This window comes from Paracidovorax sp. MALMAid1276 (assembly GCF_049198005.1).
GTDB lineage: Bacteria > Pseudomonadota > Gammaproteobacteria > Burkholderiales > Burkholderiaceae_C > Acidovorax.
Genome location: NZ_JBMIRS010000018.1, coordinates 16648 through 34972 on the forward strand (window position 1 = coordinate 16648; position 18325 = coordinate 34972).

Consider the following 18325-nt stretch of genomic DNA (forward strand, 5'->3'; position numbering starts at 1 on the left):
GTAAATCGCACCATGGCATCGATCCTTTCCATCGCCTCCTCCGGCCTGCAGGCCGCACAGCTGCGCATGGACGCGTCGGCGCACAACGTGGCCAACATGAACACGCCCGGCTTTCGTCGGCATGCGGTGTCGCAGGAGGCCGTGGCCGAGGGCGCGGGGGTGCGGGCCACGGTGCAGCGCCAGCCGCAGGAGGGCGTGGCGCTGGAGCAGGAGGCCGTGGAGCAGATGTCGGCCACCTATGCCTTCAAGGCCAACCTGCAGACGCTCAAGACCCAGGACGCCATGATGGGGTCGCTGCTCGACATCCGGGCGTGAACGGCGGGGCGTTCAGCTTTCCTTCCTGTCCGTCGGTCCGAGTGATTGAGTGAGTGAGTGAATGAAAAGCCCCGCTGGCGGGGCTTTGTCGTTTCTGGCGGCGGCGATGGCTGCGGCAACCGCGGCCGGCGTGGTCAGCCTGCCGGTGCCAGGCCCGCCAGGCGTTGGACGAGCCAGCGCTGAAATGCCAGGCCGGCTGCGGTGCGGCTGTGCAAGGGGATGGTGTACATGGCGATGCACTCCTGTCCTTCTTCGGTGCGTCCGTGCAGGCCTCAGGCGCCCTGCGGGGCTGCGTTGGCGCTGGCGTTGTTGTCGCCTGCGGTGCCCCGGCCCACGCGGCTCCAGGCCTTCTCGTGAAAGAAGAACGCCACGGCCTGCACCGTGGGTTCCAGCAAGCTCAGTGTGAGCGACGCCCACAGGTTGCCGGTGACGGCATAGGCCACCATGGCTGCCACGGCGATGTGGATCACGTAGTAGCTGGCCGTCTTCATCAACATGGTCTTGTTCTCGTGTGCGGTGCGGCGGATGCGGGACATGGCGGGCTCCTTGTTCATATCTCTGCGATGGCTGCAGCAGGGAGGGCGTGCAGCGGTGTTGAAATGGTAGTGATTCTCAATAGCAAATGCCAATTGAACATCGCTAATCAAGACATAGGCACTATCAAAACCCCTGCGCAGGCCGCCGCAGGCCGAGGGGCGGTTGCTATGATGGCCCTCCCTTCGACCCCCTCTTACCTCTTTGTTTTGGGAGCACACATGGCCCTCATGGACTTCATCAAGAAACAGTTCATTGACGTCATCCAATGGACCGAGGAGGGCGACGGCACGCTGGCCTGGCGCTTCCCGATGTCGGGCATGGAAATCCAGAACGGTGGCACGCTGGTGGTGCGCGAATCGCAGATGGCGGTGTTCGTGAACGAAGGGCAGGTGGCCGATGTGTTCGGGCCGGGCACCTACAAGCTCACCACGCAGACACTGCCCGTGCTGACCTACCTGAAGAACTGGGACAAGCTGTTTGAGTCGCCCTTCAAGAGCGATGTGTACTTCTTCAGCACGCGCCAGCAGATCGACCAGAAGTGGGGCACGCCCCAGCCCATCACCATCCGCGACAAGGACTTCGGTGCCGTGCGGCTGCGCGCCTTCGGCAACTACGCCTTCCGCATTGCCGACCCCAAGGCCTTCCACACCGAGATCTCGGGCACGCGCGAGTCCTACCCCGTGGCCGACCTGGAGGGCCAGTTGCGCGGCATCGTGCTGCAGAACATCAGCAACGCCATCGCCAGCAGCGGCCTGCCGTTTCTGGACCTGGCGGCCAACCAGGTGATGTTTGCCCAGGCGCTGGTTGCCGAACTCGCGCCCATCTTCGCCAAGCTGGGCCTGGCGATCGAAAACTTCACGGTGCAGAACGTCTCGCTGCCCGAAGAGCTGCAGAAGATCCTCGACCAGAAGATCGGCATGGGCATGGTCGGCAACGACATGGCCAAGTTCATGCAGTACCAGACGGCGCAGGCCATCCCCAAGTTTGCCGAAGGCGGCGCGGGGGGCGGTGGCGGCAGCGGCATTGCGGGCGACGCCATGGGCCTGGGCGCCGGCGTGGCGCTGGGCCAGGTGCTGGCGCAAAACCTGCAGCAGGGCCTGCAGACCCCCGTGGCGCCCGCCGCTGCGGCTGCCGCGCAGGCCGCCGCAGCGCCGGTGGGCGTGAAGCCCGAAGAGGTGATGGCCACGCTCGAAAAGCTGGGCGAACTCAAGTCCAAGGGCATCCTCACGCAGGAAGAGTTCGATGCCAAGAAGGCCGAGCTGCTGAAAAAGCTGGTCTGAACGGCGACGCTACAAAAAACATAGCTGCTTGCGCTTGAGGGATAAGCGCTAGGGGCCAAAATGGCTCAAAGATACCGCTGAGCGGTGCAGGCAGCCCCGCCCCATGGCCACCCCACCCCCGTCACCCACCCAGCGCGTCTACCGCGCGCCCTGCCCCGGCTGCGGCGCGCCGGTGGAGTTCAAGAGCGCCCAGTCCACGCACGCCGTCTGCGGCTATTGCCAGAGCACCGTGGTGCGCAGTGGCGACGTGCTCACGCGCCTGGGCAAGATGGCCGAGCTGTTCGACGACCACAGCCCGCTGCAGCTGATGGCCAGCGGCCGCATCGTGCTCGACGGCAAGGACCTGCCCTTCACCCTCATCGGCCGTCTGCAGTACCAGGGCGACGCCGGCGTGTGGACCGAGTGGGTGGCCTTTCTGCAAGACGGCACCATGGCCACGCTGGGCGAAGACAACGGCGCCTACGTCTTCACCCGCCCCATCGACCCGGGCCGCGAGATGCCCGCGCCCGAGCGCTTTCGCCTGGGCACTACCACGGCCATCAACGGCAAGCCCTACAGCGTGGCCTACACCGGCCAGGCCTCGCTCATCTCCGCGCAGGGCGAATTGCCCAAGCTGCCACCGCTGGGCCACCCGTTCGGCATGGTCGAGCTGCGCAGCGGCGACGGCGAGGTGGTCAGCATCGACTACGGCCACACCCCGCCGGGCGTGGAGCGCGGCCGCGCCGTGCTGCTCGAAGACCTGCAGCTGCAGGGCCTGAAGGACGAATCGGCCAAGGACGAAAAAAACAGCCGCCAGTTCAACTGCCCGCACTGCGGCGCACCCGTGCAGGTGCAGCTGTCCACCACCAAGAGCCTCACCTGCGGCTCGTGCGCCAGCATCATCGACCTGGGCAGCGGCGTGGGCGGCGAGCTGCGCGCGGCCGAGCAGGACGAGCCCGTGCGCCCCATCATCCCGCTGGGCAGCAAAGGCCAGCTGCAGGGCGTGCACTGGCAGGTGGTGGGCTTTCAGCACCGCATGGGCGCGGCGCCGGGCGACGACGAGCACTTCGGCTGGAGCGAATACCTGCTCTACAACCGCAAGCGCGGCTTTGCGTTTCTGGTCGACTCGGAAGAGGGCTGGAGCATGGTGCGCCCCACCACCGGCGCGCCGCAGCTGGCGACCAACGGCGCCACGGCCACCTACATGGGCACCCAGTACACCCGCAAGTACAGCTACGACGCCGAAACCACCTATGTGCTGGGCGAGTTCTACTGGCAGGTCTCGCGCGGGCAGAAGACCAGCAACACCGACTTCGAAAGCCGCAAGGGCCTGCTGTCGCTGGAGCGCAGCCCCAACGAGGTCACCTGGTCCGCCGGGGACAAGATCGCCAGCGACGCCGTGGCCAAGGCCTTCAACCTGCAGGACAAAAAAGACCTGCTCCAGCGTGACGACCCCGGCCCCTTTGTCGCCCAATCCGGCCTGGGCTGCGGCACCATCATCCTCATCGCGGTGGTCATCCTCATCCTGCTCATCCTCCTGAGCAACTGCTCGGGCTCATCGGGCAGCAGCTATCGCAGCTCGGGCGGCTCGTTCGGCGGATACTCGTCCGGCGGCAGCCACAAGTAGCCAGAGACAGCGGGCAACGGCCCCCCACCCCCGCACCCACACACCACCCACACCCCCACCGTTTTCTAGGAGATCGCACCATGATGGGAATCGAATGGCTCCGGCCCGCAGCCTTCCTCGGGTCCATGCTGTATGCGCTGATCGGCGTCGTCATTTTCTGGGTGTGTTTTGTCATCGTCGACAAGATCACCCCCTACGACCTGTGGCGCGAAATCGTCGAAAAGCAGAACAAGGCCCTGGCCCTGGTGGTGGCCGCGATGTGCCTGGGCATCAGCATCATCGTGGCGGCGGCGATTCATTGAGCCCTGCCCGCAGCATGACGCAGCGCCTGCCTCCGGCATGCGCTGGTGACCGCCTTGGAACCTGATTTGACCCCGTCCGCCTCCCCGCCCGAGGCCCTTGCCGCCCCCACCGGCCCCCGCCCCATCGAAATCGCCCTGCTCATCAGCGTCTTCGTGGTGGCCGCGTGCGGCCTGCTGTACGAGTTGGCGGCGGGCGCGCTGGCGTCGTATGTGCTGGGCGACTCGGTGCTGCAGTTCAGCACCATCATCGGCACCTACCTGTTTGCGATGGGTGTGGGCTCGTGGCTGTCGCGCTACTTCGAGCGGCAGCTGCCTGCGCATTTTTTGCGCATCGAGCTGCTGGTGGCGCTGATCGGCGGGCTGCTGCCGGCCACGCTGTTTCTGGCCAATGCCTATGCGCCGGGGGCGTTCCGGTTTCTGCTGTACGGCATGGTGCTGATGGTGGGCACGCTGGTGGGGCTGGAGATTCCGCTGGTGATGCGCATCCTGAAGCGCAATGTGGCGCTCAAGGACCTGGTCTCGCAGGTCCTCACGTTCGACTACCTGGGCGCGCTCGCGGTGTCGATGGCGTTTCCGCTGCTGTTGGTGCCGCACCTGGGGCTCATCCGCACGGGGCTGCTGTTTGGCGTGATGAACGCGGCGGTGGCGGTGTGGGCGGTGTGGCTGTTCCGGCACGAGCTGCGGCGCGTGAAGGCGCATGTGGCGGCCTGCGTGATGGTGCTGGGCATTCTGCTGGCGGCGCTGGCCGGGGCCGAGCAGATCACCAGCTTTGCCGAGGACAAGTTCTACCAGGACCGCATCGTGTTCAGCACCGCGTCGCCCTACCAGCGCATCGTGGTCACGCAGGGCCGCGCGGGACACCGGCTGTACCTCAACGGCAACCTGCAGTTTGCCGAGGCCGACGAGTACCGCTACCACGAGGCGCTGGTGCACCCCGCGATGGCCGCCCACGGCGCGCCGAAGAAGGTGGCGGTGCTGGGCGGGGGCGACGGCATGGCGGTGCGCGAGATCCTCAAACACCCGGCGGTGGAATCGGTCACGCTGGTGGAGCTGGACCCGGCCATGACCGACATCTTCCGCAACAACCCCATGCTCGCGAGGCTGAACGACAACGCCCTGCTGAACCCGAAGGTGAAGATCGTCAACACCGACGCCTTTGGCTGGCTGCAGCAGGGCAGCGTGAGCGCCGCCCGGCCGCCCGAAGGCGCGAAGGCCCCACGCACCGGTGGTGCCGGGGCCCCTTCCCCAGATGGGGGCAGCGAACCACGCGAAGCGGGGAGCGTGGGGGCGTCAGAGGTTTTCGATGTCATCGTGGTGGACTTCCCGGACCCCACCAACTTCTCCATCGGCAAGCTCTACACCAACAGCTTCTATGCCCTGCTCGACCGGCGCCTGGCCGCCAGCGGATACGCGGTGGTGCAGACGACCTCGCCGCTGGTGGCCCGCCAGAGCTACTGGACGGTGGTGCAGACCATCGAGTCGGTGGGGCTGGCTACCGCGCCCTACCACGCCCACGTGCCCAGCTTTGGCGAGTGGGGCTTCATCATCGCCAGCCGCAGGCCCTGGCGCCTGCCCACGGCGTTGCCGCCGGGCCTGCGCTTTCTGGGCGCCGACTCGCTGCCGCTGCTGTTCGACTTTCCGCTCGATATGGCGCGCGTGCCGGGCGAGGTGAACCGCCTGTCCAACCAGGCGCTGGTGCACACCTACGAGCGTGAGTGGGGACGCACCCACCATTGAGAGAAGCGGTTCACAGCGTCTGAACCCTGCCATTGGCACAGGGTCAGCGCGTGATGGTGTGAGTACGGCCTCGCCAGTCCCCCACCCGGCGGCGTGCGCAGGCCTCGCGTCCCCGTGCCCGTTCGGTAACAAAGTCACTTCCGCAGGTTCGGCACAATGGACACCATTGCTTACATACTCTGCAGATGATCGACCGGTTCTTTCTTGTCGGTGCCGAACAGCTTGCACTCGACGTCTACTGGAGCCATGACCCCTGGCTCGTGGCTGTCTCGGTGGCCGTGGCCATTGCCACCTCCATCATGGCGCTGCACCTGGCGGGCATGGCGCAGCGCGCCGACGATGCGTCCTCGCGCCGCCTGATCATCCTGTCGGGCTCGGTGGCGCTGGGCGGCGGTGTCTGGTCCATGCATTTCGTGGGCATGCTGGCGTTTCCGCTGTGTGCCTCGGGCGACTTCAATCCGTGGATCACCATGGGCTCGGTCATTCCCAGCCTGCTGGCGTCCTGGGTGGCGCTCAACGTGCTGGCGCAGGCGCGGGTCACGGGCCGGTCGCTGCTCATCAGCGGGGCGCTGGTGGGCGCGGGCATCGGGGTGATGCACTACTCGGGCATGGCGGCCTCGCAGTTCGCGCCCGTGATGCGCTACGACGTGGCGGGCTTCCTGGCGTCGTTGGTGTTTGCGGTGTCGGTCGCCTGCCTGGCGCTGTGGGTGCATTTCCGCCTGGCGCGCGTGGACCGGCTGTCCCGCTGGGTCGCGGCATCGCTCGGTGGTGCGGTGATGGGCCTTGCGATCGCGGGCATGCACTACATCGCCATGGCGGCCGTGCGCGTGGTGGCGCCGGCGGCCGAGGCCACGGGCACCAGCGCGCACGCGGGCTACCTCGCTCTGGGCATTGCCCTGGTGACGCTGGCGATGGGCGGTGTCATCACGGGTGTGAACGTGACCATCCGCTTCAGCCAGCTGCTGCGCGAAAGCCGCGCCACCGCCTCGCGCCTGAGCGCACTGGTGGACACGGCCGTGGACGGCATCGTCATCATCGATGCGCGCGGCACCGTGCGGCTGTTCAACGGCGCGGCGCAGCGGCTGCTGGGCTGGAGCGCGCAGGAGGTGCTGGGCCAGAACATCCGCATGCTCATGCCCCAGCCCCACCGCGACGCGCATGACAGCTACCTGCGCAACCACATCGCCACCGGCGTGGCCAAGATCATCGGCGCGGGCCGCGAGGTGGACGCCGTGCGCAAGGACGGCACGCTGGTGCCGATCCGCCTGGCGGTGGGCCGGGTGGAGCAGCCGGGCGAGCCGCTGTTCGTGGGCTTTCTGACCGACCTCACCGAACGCCGGGCGCTGGAGCGCGAGCGCCGCCAGGGCGAAGAGCAGCTGCGGTCGCTGGTGGGCAACCTGCCCGGCGTGGCCTTCAGGTGCCTCAACGGGGGCAGCTGGCCCATGCTGTTCATCAGCGACGCCGTGGTGCACCTCACGGGCTGGACGGCCGACGATTTCGTGGCCGGCCGCATCCACTTCGGCGACATCATCCACCCCGACGACGCCGCCCACATTGCGCTGGATGTGGAGCACGCGCTGCGGCACGCGCGGCCCTATCACGTCGAATACCGCATCACCACACGCGACGGCCACACGCGCTGGATGTCCGAAAACGGCCGCGGCGTGCCCGATGCGGACGGCAGCGTGCGCTGGATCGACGGCGTCATCCTGGATGTGACCGACAGCAAGGCGCGCAACGCCGAATTCGAAGGCATCGTGCAGGCCATCGGCCGGTCGCAGGCCACGGTGGAGTTCGATCTGCTCGGGCGTGTGGTCGCGGCCAACCCCAACTTTCTGGCGCTCACGGGCTACACACTCGACGAAATCATCGGGCAGCCCCATGCCCTGTTCTGCGGGCCCGACTTTGTGCAGAGCGACGACTACGCCACCTTCTGGCGCCAGCTGGGGCGGGGCGAGTTCATCGCGGGCGAATTCGAGCGTGTGGGCAAGGACGGCCGCAAGGTGTGGCTGCACGCCACCTACAACCCCATCCTCGACGCCGACGGCAAGGTGGTGAAGATCATGAAGTTCGCCACCGACCTGAGCCAGCGCCGCGCCATGGAGCGCGACCTGCGCACCGCCAAGGACCGGGCCGAACAGGCCGCTGCCGCGCGCAGCACCTTCCTGGCCAACATGAGCCACGAGATCCGCACGCCCATGAACGCCATCATCGGCTTCACCGAGGCGCTGCTCGAATCGCCGCTGGAGAGCACCCAGCGCCGCCACCTGGGCACCGTGCACCATGCGGCGCGCTCCATGCTGCGGCTGCTCAACGACATCCTGGACACGGCCAAGCTGGAAAAAGGCGCCGTGGAGCTGGAGATCGAGCCCTTCAGCCTGCGCGAGCTGTGCGACCAGATCCTCGCCTCGCTGCGCATCAACGCCGCCAAGAAGGGGCTGACGCTGGCGCTGGACTATGCGCCCACGGTGGCCGAGTTCTGGCAGGGCGACGCGTTCCGCATCCAGCAGGTGCTGCTCAACCTCATCGGCAATGCGATCAAGTTCACGCACGAGGGCCGCATCACCCTGCGCGTCTCGGGCACCAGCGGCGATCTGCTGTTCGACGTGATCGATACCGGCATCGGCATCGACGCGGCCGGGCTGCAGCGCATCTTCGACCCGTTCTCGCAGGCCGACGCCTCCACCACACGCCGCTACGGCGGCACGGGCCTGGGCACCACCATCGCCCGCCAGCTGACCGAGCTGATGGGCGGCCACATTGCGGTGGCCAGCCAGGTGGGCCACGGCAGCACCTTCAGCGTGCACCTGCCCCTGCCCACCGCCACCGGCCCGGACGCTGGCGCCACGCCGGCCGCCGGCGGGCGCACGCGCCCGCGCATGGCGCTGCCGCCGCTGCGCGTGCTCGCCGTGGACGACGTGCCCGCCAACCTGGAGCTGCTGGACATCACGCTGCAGCGCGGCGGCCACAAGGTGGTGCTGGCGCACAGCGGCGCCGATGCGGTGAAGGCCTTCGAGCACGAGCGTTTCGACCTGGTGCTGATGGACCTGCAGATGCCCGACATGGACGGCCTGGAGGCCACGCGCCACCTGCGCAACTTCGAGCAGGCGCAGCAGCGCAGCAAGCCCGTGGCCATCGTGGCGCTGTCGGCCAGCGTGCTCGAACGCGACCGGCGCAACGCGCGCGCCGCCGGCATGGACGGCTTTGCCAGCAAGCCCATCGAGCCGCTGCGGCTCATGGGCGAAATCGCGCGCGTGATCGGGCTGCGGGGCCTGGCGGACGATGCGCTGCCCATCACCGGCTCGGTGCCGCTGGCCACCGACGCCGCGCCGCTCGGGGCCGACGCAGCGCAGGCGCGCAGCGCCACGCACGAGCGGCCCGCCATCGACTGGGAGCGCGGCGTGCGCCTGTGGACGCAGGCCCGCTACCTGCGCGAAGCCATCGCCCGTTTTCTGCAGGACGCGGACACCACGCTGGACGCGCTGCGCGCCGCCGTGGCCGCGGGCGACACCGAGGCGCTGGCGGCGGCCGCCCACCGCCTGCGCGGGGCCGCCGCCAACCTGGCGCTGGCCACCGTGCAGCGGCTGGCCGAGCGGCTGGAAGCCGCCGCTGCCCACCCGGCGCATGCGGCCGCGCGGCCCGTGCTGGTCGACGAGCTGGCCGCCGCGCTGCACCAGGTGCAGCTGGCCCTGGGCAGCCTGGACGCACCCGATGCCGTGCCCGCCACGGCAGCCTCGGCGCCCGCGCCCATGAGCGCCGGTGCGCGCGCGCAGGTGCTGGCCGCGCTGGATGCCATGGCCCGGGCGCTGGCCACGGGCGAGCTGCCCGACGGCCCGCTGGGCGTGCTCGAACAGCACCTGCCCGCCACCAGCCTGAACGGCCTGCGCGAGGCGCTGGACCGGTTTGACTTTGACGACGCACAGGGCGCCGTGCGGGCCCTGCAGGCCCACATCGGCCAGATGCCGGCGCCCACGGAACACTGACGACGATGGCCCCACCCCACCCTGAAAGCCCCGTGGCAGGCACCGCCGCTGCTGCTGCAGCAACGCCTGCCGCTGCAACGTCCACTGCCGCAACGCCCGCCGTTCAGCCGCCCGAAGACCACCGCCCGCGCCTGCTGCTGGTGGACGACGAGCCCACCAACCTGCAGGTGCTGCGGCACGTGCTGCAGGAGGACTACCGCCTGCTGTTTGCCACCGACGGCGCCCGCGCGCTGCAGATCGCGCAGCAGCAAAGGCCCGAGCTCATCCTGCTGGACGTGATGATGCCGGGCATGGACGGCTACGCCGTGTGCGCCGCGCTCAAGGCCGGGCGCGAGACGGCGGGCATCCCCGTGATCTTCGTCACCGCGCTCACCGATGCGGCCGAGGAAACGCGCGGCTTTGATGCGGGCGCGGTGGACTACATCACCAAGCCCATCAGCGCCCCCGTGGTGCGCGCGCGGGTGCGCAACCATTTGTCGCTGGTGCGCATGGACGAGCTGCGCGAAACCCGCCTGCAGATCGTGCAGCGCCTGGGCCGCGCGGCGGAGTTCAAGGACAACGAGACCGGCATGCACGTCATCCGCATGAGCCACTTTGCGAAGGTGCTGGCGCTGGCGCTGGGCCATTCGGAGCCGTGGGCCGACGACCTGCTCAACGCGGCACCCATGCACGACGTGGGCAAGATCGGCATCCCCGACGCCATCCTGCGCAAGCCCGGCCGGCTCACGCCCGAAGAATGGGACGTGATGCGCCGCCACCCCCAGATCGGCGCCGAGATCATCGGCGAGCACCCCTCGGGCGTGCTGCGCCTGGCGCGCACCGTGGCGCTGTTCCACCATGAGAAGTGGGACGGCTCGGGCTACCCCCACGGCCTGGCCGGCGAGGCCATTCCGCCCGAGGCGCGCATCGTGGCGCTGGCCGATGTGTTCGACGCCCTGTCCGCCCGCCGCCCGTACAAGGAGCCCTGGTCCCTGGCCGACACCATCGCGCACCTGCGCGACCAGGCCGGTCGGCACTTCGACCCGGCCATGGTGGAGGTCTTCATCGCGCAGCTGCCTGCGCTGCAGGACATCCAGAGCCGCTGGCCAGATTGACTTGGAACACCGCCCTGTGCGGCTTCGCGCCTCGGTGCTGGCCGCCAGGGGCGGCAGCTCTTCAGGCCGTCCAAGCTTGCACAGGCAGGCTCGGAGCCGCGGCCCTCAGCCCCCCGCTCTCGCAGCGCTGAGTGTTCTGAGAGCGGGGCATGCATCCACGTGAACCGTTCACGCTGAGCTTGTCGAAGCGCCGCGCAAGGCTTCGACAAGCTCAGCCCGAACGGGTATTTAAAACTCTACGGTGCCGGCTCGACGGGCTGCATGGGCCTGGGCATGGGCCGTGCCCGCTTCACGTGCGGTGGGTGCCAGGGCGGCGACATAGAAACTGATACGGCTTTGCCTTGCCGTGCCTTAGAGTAGGCGCCCCATGGCCGCATCCTCGCCCCGCCCACCCACCCTGTCGCGCCGCAGCCTGCTGCAGGCCGGTGCTGCCGCGCTGGGCGGCCCGCTGCTGGCGGGGTGCGAGCCGCCGGTCCGCGCGCTTGACGGGGGCTTTGCGGGCATCGACATGGTGCGTGGCCACCACCTGCGCGACCTGCTGCGCACCGGCCGCCTGCCCGCGCCCGCCGTGGTGCGGCGCGCGCAGGTTGTCATCGCGGGCGGAGGCGTGGCGGGGCTGGCGGCGGCGCGTTCGCTGCGGCTGGCGGGCGTGCACGACTTTGCGCTGCTGGAGCTGGAAGACGCCGCCGGGGGCAACAGCCGGGGCGGCAGCGTGGCCGGCATCACCTGCCCGCTGGGCGCGCACTACCTGCCTGTGCCCGGCGACGGCGCGCCCGAGGTGCAGGACCTGCTCGAAGAGCTGGGCCTGCGCCAGCGGGTGGCCGGCCGCTGGCAATACGGCGGCGACGGCGGGCGCCACCTGTGCCACAGCCCGCAGGAGCGGCTGTTCTTTGACGGCGAGTGGCAGGAAGGCCTGCTGCCCGTGCAGGGCGTGGGCGAGGCCACGCTGGCGCAGTACCGCCGCTTTGCGCGCGCGGTGCAGGCGGCAGGCGCGGCGGCGCCGTTTGCCATGCCTGCACTCAAGAATTGGCGGCAAAAACAGCCGCTAGCGCTTTCCCATCAAGCGCTGGATGCTATGACTTTTGAGTCTTGGCTGGTGCAGCACGGGCTGGACGACGCCCACCTGCGCTGGTACCTCGACTACTGCTGCCGCGACGATTTCGGCGCAGGCGCGGCGCGCGTGTCGGCCTGGGCGGGCGTGCACTACTTCGCCAGCCGCCACGGCTTTCATGCGCCGGGCGAGGTGGTGGACGATTCGCGCGACAGCGTGCTCACCTGGCCCGAGGGCAACGGCTGGATCACCCAGCGCCTGGCCGCACCGCTGCTCACCCGCGCGCGCGGCGGCGGCCAGCTGCAGGCCGCCACCAGCGTGCTGCGCATTGCCGAGGGCCGCCACGGCGTGGACGTGGATGCCTTCAACCACGCCACGGGCAACGTGGAGCGCTGGCAGGCGCCGCGCTGCGTGGTCGCGCTGCCGGTGCTGGTGGCCGCGCGCGTGGTGGTCAACCCGCCGGCCTTTCTCGCGGGCGCGGCGCAGCGCCTGCAGTGGGCGCCCTGGCTGGTGGCCAACATCCACATCGACAGCCCGCTGGCCGACCGCCCCGGCGCCGCCCCCGCGTGGGACAACGTGCTCTATGCCGACCCCACCCCCGGCGGCCTGGGCTATGTGGACGCCGGCCACCAGCGGCTGGACACCCGAGCCACGCTGGCCGGCCCCACGGTGCTGACCTACTACCAGGCCCTGGGCGATGTGCCCGGCGCGCGCGAGCAGCTGGCCACCCGGCCCTGGCGGCACTGGGCCGATGCCGCGCTGGCCGCCCTGTCCGTGCCCCACCCGGACCTGCGCCAGCGCGCCACCGAGGTGCGGATCACCCGCTACGGCCACGCCATGGCCGTGCCGGTGCCGGGCCTGCAGGATTTTTTAAGCCAAATTGGCCTCCAGCGCTTGTCTGGCAAGCGCAGGCAGCTATCAAATGGAGAGCGCACGCCATGGATACCCACCCCCGCCACGGCGCGCCTCGCGTTTGCGCACAGTGACTGGTCGGGCTACTCGGTGTTTGAAGAAGCCTTCACGCGCGGCCACGGCGCGGGGCTGGTGGCGGCGGGCTGACGCCGCGCGCGGCCTCAGGCAAGAAGCCGGTGCACCATGAAAAAGGGCTCCCGCAGGGAGCCCATGTCAGACCGGGGGTTCTGGTGTGGCGAAACACTGGCCCATGGCAGCGGCCCTGCGGCCTTCGCACACTCCTGGGGACCCTCTGCACGAATCACCGCGCCGTGTGCATCTGCGGCCTCGGGCGGTCTGCGGGGTTGCAAATACTCGCAACAGCTACGGCTACTGCTGCGTTTTGCGTCTTGCAGCCCATCCCGATCCGCAGCGCCCACTTGCCGCTCGATTCGTGCAGAGGATCCCTGGGCCTCCTCGCGACACACCGCTGTCAACCGCATCGGCTAAGGTGCGGGCTCCGCATGGAGGAGACCCGCATGAAACGCATTGCACTGCGCGCCATCACCGCTGCCGCGCTGCTCACGACCTGGGCGCTGGGCGCCGTGGCCCAGGCCTGGCCGCCCACCCCCACCGTGATCGCGCACCGGGGCGCCTCGGCGCTCCGGCCCGAACACACGCTGGCGGCCTACCAGCAGGCCATCGACGATGGCGCCGACATCATCGAGCCCGACCTGGTCATCACGCGCGACGGTGTGCTGGTGGCGCGGCACGAGAACGCCATCGCCATCCTGAATGCCGACGGCACGGTGAGGGAAGCCACCACCGATGTGGCCGACCGGCCCGAGTTCGCGGCCCGCAAGACCACCAAGACCATCGACGGCAAGGCCCTCACCGGCTGGTTCACCGAAGACTTCACGCTGGCCGAGCTCAAGACCCTGCGGGCGCGCGAGCGCATTCCGGCGCAGCGCCCGGCCAATGTGGCGTTCAACGGGCAGTTCGAGGTACCCACCTTGCAGGAGGTGATCGACCTGGCCAAGGCGGCCAGCGCCAAGTCGGGCAGGACCATCGGCATCTACCCCGAGACCAAACACCCCACCTACTTCCAGTCCATCGGCCTGCCGCTGGAGGCGCCGCTTTTGGCCGTGCTGGAGAAGAACGGCTGGAACCACCGGGATGCGCCGGTGTTCGTGCAGTCCTTCGAGGTCGGCAACCTGCAGGCGATCCGCAAGCTCAGCAGCGTGCGCCTGGTGCAGCTGGTGGCGCCCTCGGGCCGGCCGTTTGACTTTGTGGCCCAGGGCGCAGCCAACATGCGCGGCTATGCCGACCTGATCACGCCCGAAGGCCTGAAACAGGTGGCCACCTACGCCAATGCCATCGGCCCGTTCAAGACGCTGGTGGTGCCGGTCAAGGACGGCCTGCCCGGCGAACCCGCGGCGCTGGTGGCGCGCGCCCGCGCCGAGGGCCTGGGCGTGCACATCTGGACGCTGCGGCCCGAGAACGCCTTTTTGCCCGCAGGCCTGAAGAAGGCCCCGGTCACCGACGGCACGGTGCGCGGCGACAGCGTGGCGGAGATCACGGCCTACCTGCGTGCGGGCATCGACGGCTTCTTCACCGACGACCCGGCTGTGGGCCGCGCGGCGGTGTCGGCCTTCATGTCGGCGTCGTCGGCGAAGAAGTAGCCGCAGCCGGGGGCGCTGCCACGGGCCGCGCGCTGCGGTCCGGCGGCGGGCGCCGGCCCTGCCGCGCACCCAGCTGGCCGGCGGCCGCCACCCACTGCGCCAGCCGCCCGGTGCTGGCGGTGTGCACCGGCCCAAAGCTGTGCACCCGCACGGGCCCGATGCCGCAGTATTCGAGAATGGCCTTCTTCATCTGGTGGTGGCCCGGCATGCGCGTGACCCAGCGGAAGTACCAGGGCGGCGAGTCCATGGTCACCAGCAGCTCGGCCGACCGGCCCGCCAGCAGCTTGTCCCACCGCGATGACCCCTGCCGGTACTTGAACGCATAGCCGGGCAGGAAGGTGCGGTCGACAAAGCCCTTGAGCAGCGCGGGCATGGCGCCCCACCAGAGCGGGTAGGCCCACACCAGATGGTCGGCCCAGCGGATGTCGGCCTGCGCGGCCAGCAGGTCGGGCTCCAGCGGCTGCTCTGCGCCATAGCCCCGGAACAGCGGGTCGAACGCGAGCTGGCCCAGGTGCAGAACGCGCACCTCGGCACCGGCCTGCCGGGCGCCCTCGGCATAGGCGTGCGCCATGCCGGCGCACAGGCTGTCTGCCGCAGGGTGGCCCAGGATGACCAGGATGTGTTGCTTTGCCACGGAATCTCCATCACACGGAAGTTGTTGATGGAGGCATGCTCACCTTGCCCCACGGGGCAGAGTCAAGCGATCAGACCCGCGCTGCCGATGGGCGTGTGGAATACCGGGGGGAATGCGCGGGCGGCAGCGGTGCCGCGAGCGTGCCGGGTGCCGTGCAGGCCACGGGCGTGGCGGGCTCGGCCAGCGAGTCGCAGGTGTGCAGCTCGGCCTCCAGTGCGGCCAGCTGCGCGTCCAGCGCCGCCAGGCGGGCCTGCTCGCGCGCCACGGCGGCCCGGCGCCCGGCCACCAGCTGGGCCATGCGCTCCCAGCCTGCCGTGCTGTCGATGCGGGGCAGGCCGTCCAGCTCTGCCAGCCGAAAGCCCAGCGCCTGCGCCTGGCGAATCAGCAGCACGCGCGCCAGGTCGGTCTCGCCATAGTGGCGGTAGCTGCCCGCGCGCGCCACGGCGCCCATCAGGCCGCGTGCTTCATACAGGCGAATGGCCTTGGGCGTGGTGCCGGTGCGGCGGGCGAGTTCTCCGATGCGCATGAAGAAAAGCTCCTGAAGAAGATGATACTACAAAATTGATAGCTACAAAGGCTTATGCATAAAGCGCTGAGAGGCATTTTTATGCATATTCTAGGCGCGGCAGGCATGCACCAGCGGCCGTCCGCGCCGCCCGCACGCTAAGCTGCGCCGCTTCGACGCCACCCTGCCAGCGCCCGCCATGCCCCAGTTTGCCGCCAACCTGAGCCTGATGTACACCGAGCTGCCCTTTCTGGACCGCTTTGCCGCCGCCGCGCGCGACCGGTTCACGGCGGTGGAGTGCCAGTTTCCGTATGGGTACGCACCGGCCGAGCTGGCGGCGCGGCTGGCGGACCACGGCCTGCGCATGGTGCTGATCAGTGCCCCCGCGGGCGGTGCAGACCGCGCCGCCATGGCCACTGCCTGGGACGATGGTGCGCGCGGCACGGCGGCGCTGCCCGGGCGCGAGGCCGAGTTCCGCGCGGGCGTGCACGAGGCGCTGCGCTATGCCGAGGCGCTGGGCTGTCCGCACATCCACGTGCTGGCCGGCACCGTACCGCCCGGGGTGGAGCGCGAGTCGCTCAAGGCCCTGTGCGCGGGCAACCTGCGCTGGGCGGCCGACGAGGCCGCCCGCGCCGGGCGCACCATCGTCATCGAGCCCATCAACCTGCGCGACGTTCCCCGCTACTTCCTGAACCGGCAGGACCACGCCCATGAGCTGCTCGACGCCGTGGACGCTGCCAACCTGCGCGTGCTGATGGACCTGTACCACTGCCAGATCGTGGAGGGCGACGTGGCCACCAAGCTGCAGCGCTACCTGCCCACCGGCCGCGTGGCGCATGTGCAGATCGCGGGCGTGCCCGGGCGCAGCGAGCCCGACCGGGGCGAGCTGAACTACCCCTTTCTGTTCGAGACGCTGGACGCGCTGGGCTACCGCGGCTTCGTGGGCTGCGAATACCGCCCGGCGGGCGGCACGTCGGCCGGCCTCGCCTGGCGCGACCGCGCGCTCACGGCGGCCCCGCCGCGCTGAGCAACAGCAACAGCAATAGCAGCAACAACAGCCGCCGCCGCACTGCCTATGCGCAATTGCCGCGCGGCTCCAGTCCGCGCAATTGCGTAAGGGAATGCGCGAATGAATGCGGGAAGGCTCTGGCCGTAGATTCAACAAGGACACATCGCCCCGCCCGAGCCGCCCGGCCCGCCGGCGTTGCCCCACGCATTCACCCGCAGGAGACATTCCCCATGGCAGCATCCCTTGCCAACAACCGTTCCGTCGCGCGGCAGGTCACCCTGGCCGCCATTGGGCTGGTGGCCCTGGTGCTGGTGCTGGTGGGGCTGGCGATTGCCGTGCTCACCGAGCGCAGCACCCGCGCGCAGGTGGTGGCCAGCGTGGGCACCACGGTGCAAAGCGTGGCCCAGTCGCTCGATGCCGCCGACAACACCAACCGCGAGCTGGTGCAGCTGACCATGAAGGGTTTTCAGCGCTACTTCGAGGCCACCATGCAGCTCGACGAGGCCACGGGCGAGCTGCGCAGCTATGGCGCGCTGGTCAACGAGGACTATGGCTCGGTCGACAAATTCGCCAACGAAACCGGCGGCATCGCCACGGTGTTTGCCAAGAAGGGCGACGACTTCGTGCGCATCACCACCTCGGTCAAGAACGACAAGGGCGAGCGCCAGCAGGGCACACCGCTGGGCAAGGACGACCCGGCCCATGCGGCCGTGTCGCGGGGCGAGCCCTACACGGGCGTCACGGTGGTGGGCGGCAAGCCCTACATGGGGCATTACCTGCCGGCCAAGGACGCCGCAGGCAAGGTGATCGGGCTGCTGTTCATCGGCAACGACATCAGCGTGTTCCACGCCATGCTGCAAAAGCAGGTGGCGCAGACGAAGTTCTTCGAGCGTGGCGGCACCTACGTGATCAACCCGGGCAGCTCGCTCGACAAGGCGGTGTTCGTGTACCACCCCACGGCGCGCGGCAAACGCGTGCTGGAGGCCTACCCGCAGGCGCGCCCCTTCTTCGAGGCACTGGCAGCCTCGCCCGACGGCTACGTGCGCGAGGCGGCGCCGGTGCTGGGCGCGGGCGCCGAAGACCCCTGGGCGCTGGTGCGCAAGACCAGCGGCGGCTGGTGGGTGGTGGCCGAGGTGGCCGATGGCGAGGCCATGGCCGGCCAGCGCCGCGTCACCCTGGCCGTTTGGGGCCTGATGGCCCTGGCCGTGGCGCTGCTGGCCGTGGGCCTGTTCGTGATGCTGCGCCGCGGCGTGAGCCGCCCGCTGAAGGACCTGACCCAGGCCATCACCCTGGTCGCACAGGGCGACCTGACCGAAGCCTTCCGCACCACGCGGCGCGACGAGATCGGCGCGCTGGTGCAGGAGGTCGAGGGCATGCGCCAGCGCTACACCCAGATGCTGCAGCAGGTGCGCAACGCCGTCGACAGCATCACCACCGCCAGCGCCGAGATCGCCAGCGGCAACCAGGACCTGTCGGCCCGCACCGAGGCCACCGCCAGCAGCCTGGCGCAGACGGCGCAGAGCATGGAGCAGCTCACCGCCACAGTACGCCAGTCGGCCGACGCGGCGCGCCAGGCCAACCAGCTGGCCAGCACCGCCGCCGAAGTGGCCGCGCGCGGCGGGCAGGTGGTGGGCGAGGTGGTGACCACCATGGGCGACATCAACCAAAGCTCGCGCAAGATCGCCGACATCATCGGCGT

The 18325-nt window shown here is 69.5% G+C and carries 14 protein-coding genes; 11 read left to right on the plus strand and 3 right to left on the minus strand.

The window, feature by feature from the left end; translation table 11 throughout:
• Positions 1-12 precede the first annotated feature (12 nt).
• Positions 13-315 carry a flagellar basal body rod protein FlgC gene (locus ACOQFS_RS00365; protein ID WP_421560994.1) on the plus strand — a complete coding sequence of 101 codons (303 nt, stop codon included), beginning with the start codon at positions 13-15 and terminating at the stop codon, positions 313-315.
• Positions 316-587: 272 nt separating this feature from the next.
• Here the strand turns inward: ACOQFS_RS00365 and ACOQFS_RS00370 are convergent, their stop codons facing one another.
• Positions 588-851 carry a DUF2061 domain-containing protein gene (locus tag ACOQFS_RS00370; RefSeq protein ID WP_421560995.1) on the minus strand — a complete coding sequence of 88 codons (264 nt, stop codon included), beginning with the start codon at positions 849-851 and terminating at the stop codon, positions 588-590.
• Between the two features lie 219 nt (positions 852-1070).
• Between ACOQFS_RS00370 and ACOQFS_RS00375 the strand changes: the two genes are divergently transcribed.
• The 8 genes from ACOQFS_RS00375 (at position 1071) to ACOQFS_RS00410 (ending at position 14478) form a co-directional block, all read left to right on the plus strand.
• On the plus strand, positions 1071-2132 hold the full coding sequence (locus tag ACOQFS_RS00375; RefSeq protein WP_421560996.1) for an SPFH domain-containing protein: 1062 nt from the start codon (positions 1071-1073) through the stop codon (positions 2130-2132).
• A 103-nt stretch (positions 2133-2235) separates the two neighbouring features.
• Complete coding sequence (locus ACOQFS_RS00380) at positions 2236-3738, plus strand: DUF4178 domain-containing protein (protein ID WP_421560997.1); 1503 nt, start codon at positions 2236-2238, stop codon at positions 3736-3738.
• 80 nt (positions 3739-3818) lie between these two features.
• Entirely contained in the window at positions 3819-4040 is a 222-nt protein-coding gene (locus ACOQFS_RS00385; protein WP_421560998.1) for a DUF350 domain-containing protein, read from the plus strand.
• Between the two features lie 66 nt (positions 4041-4106).
• The gene (locus ACOQFS_RS00390; RefSeq protein WP_421560999.1) at positions 4107-5777 is read left to right on the plus strand and encodes a polyamine aminopropyltransferase; all 1671 of its coding nucleotides are present in this window, start codon (positions 4107-4109) and stop codon (positions 5775-5777) included.
• A 185-nt stretch (positions 5778-5962) separates the two neighbouring features.
• Entirely contained in the window at positions 5963-9760 is a 3798-nt protein-coding gene (locus tag ACOQFS_RS00395) for a PAS domain S-box protein (protein WP_421561000.1), read from the plus strand.
• 5 nt (positions 9761-9765) lie between these two features.
• Positions 9766-10854, plus strand: coding sequence for an HD-GYP domain-containing protein (locus tag ACOQFS_RS00400; RefSeq protein ID WP_421561001.1), 1089 nt, complete (start codon positions 9766-9768; stop codon positions 10852-10854).
• Positions 10855-11221: 367 nt separating this feature from the next.
• Positions 11222-12964 carry an FAD-dependent oxidoreductase gene (locus ACOQFS_RS00405; RefSeq protein WP_421561002.1) on the plus strand — a complete coding sequence of 581 codons (1743 nt, stop codon included), beginning with the start codon at positions 11222-11224 and terminating at the stop codon, positions 12962-12964.
• 371 nt (positions 12965-13335) lie between these two features.
• Positions 13336-14478 (plus strand): glycerophosphodiester phosphodiesterase, encoded by a 1143-nt coding sequence (locus ACOQFS_RS00410; RefSeq protein WP_421561003.1) that lies wholly within the window; start codon positions 13336-13338, stop codon positions 14476-14478.
• Here the strand turns inward: ACOQFS_RS00410 and ACOQFS_RS00415 are convergent.
• Together ACOQFS_RS00415 and ACOQFS_RS00420 are read right to left on the minus strand one after the other, a co-directional pair.
• Entirely contained in the window at positions 14450-15049 is a 600-nt protein-coding gene (locus ACOQFS_RS00415; protein ID WP_421561011.1) for an NAD(P)H-dependent oxidoreductase, read from the minus strand. The two genes, ACOQFS_RS00410 and ACOQFS_RS00415, sit on opposite strands and share 29 nt — an antisense overlap.
• 133 nt (positions 15050-15182) lie before the next feature.
• The gene (locus ACOQFS_RS00420; protein ID WP_421561004.1) at positions 15183-15638 is read right to left on the minus strand and encodes a MerR family transcriptional regulator; all 456 of its coding nucleotides are present in this window, start codon (positions 15636-15638) and stop codon (positions 15183-15185) included.
• Positions 15639-15816: 178 nt separating this feature from the next.
• Here ACOQFS_RS00420 and otnI point away from each other — a divergent pair, with 178 nt between their 5' ends.
• Positions 15817-16644 (plus strand): 2-oxo-tetronate isomerase, encoded by an 828-nt coding sequence (gene otnI / locus ACOQFS_RS00425; RefSeq protein ID WP_421561005.1) that lies wholly within the window; start codon positions 15817-15819, stop codon positions 16642-16644.
• 212 nt (positions 16645-16856) lie between these two features.
• The coding region (locus ACOQFS_RS00430) for a Cache 3/Cache 2 fusion domain-containing protein (protein ID WP_421561006.1) at positions 16857-18325 on the plus strand (1469 nt) is incomplete at its 3' end.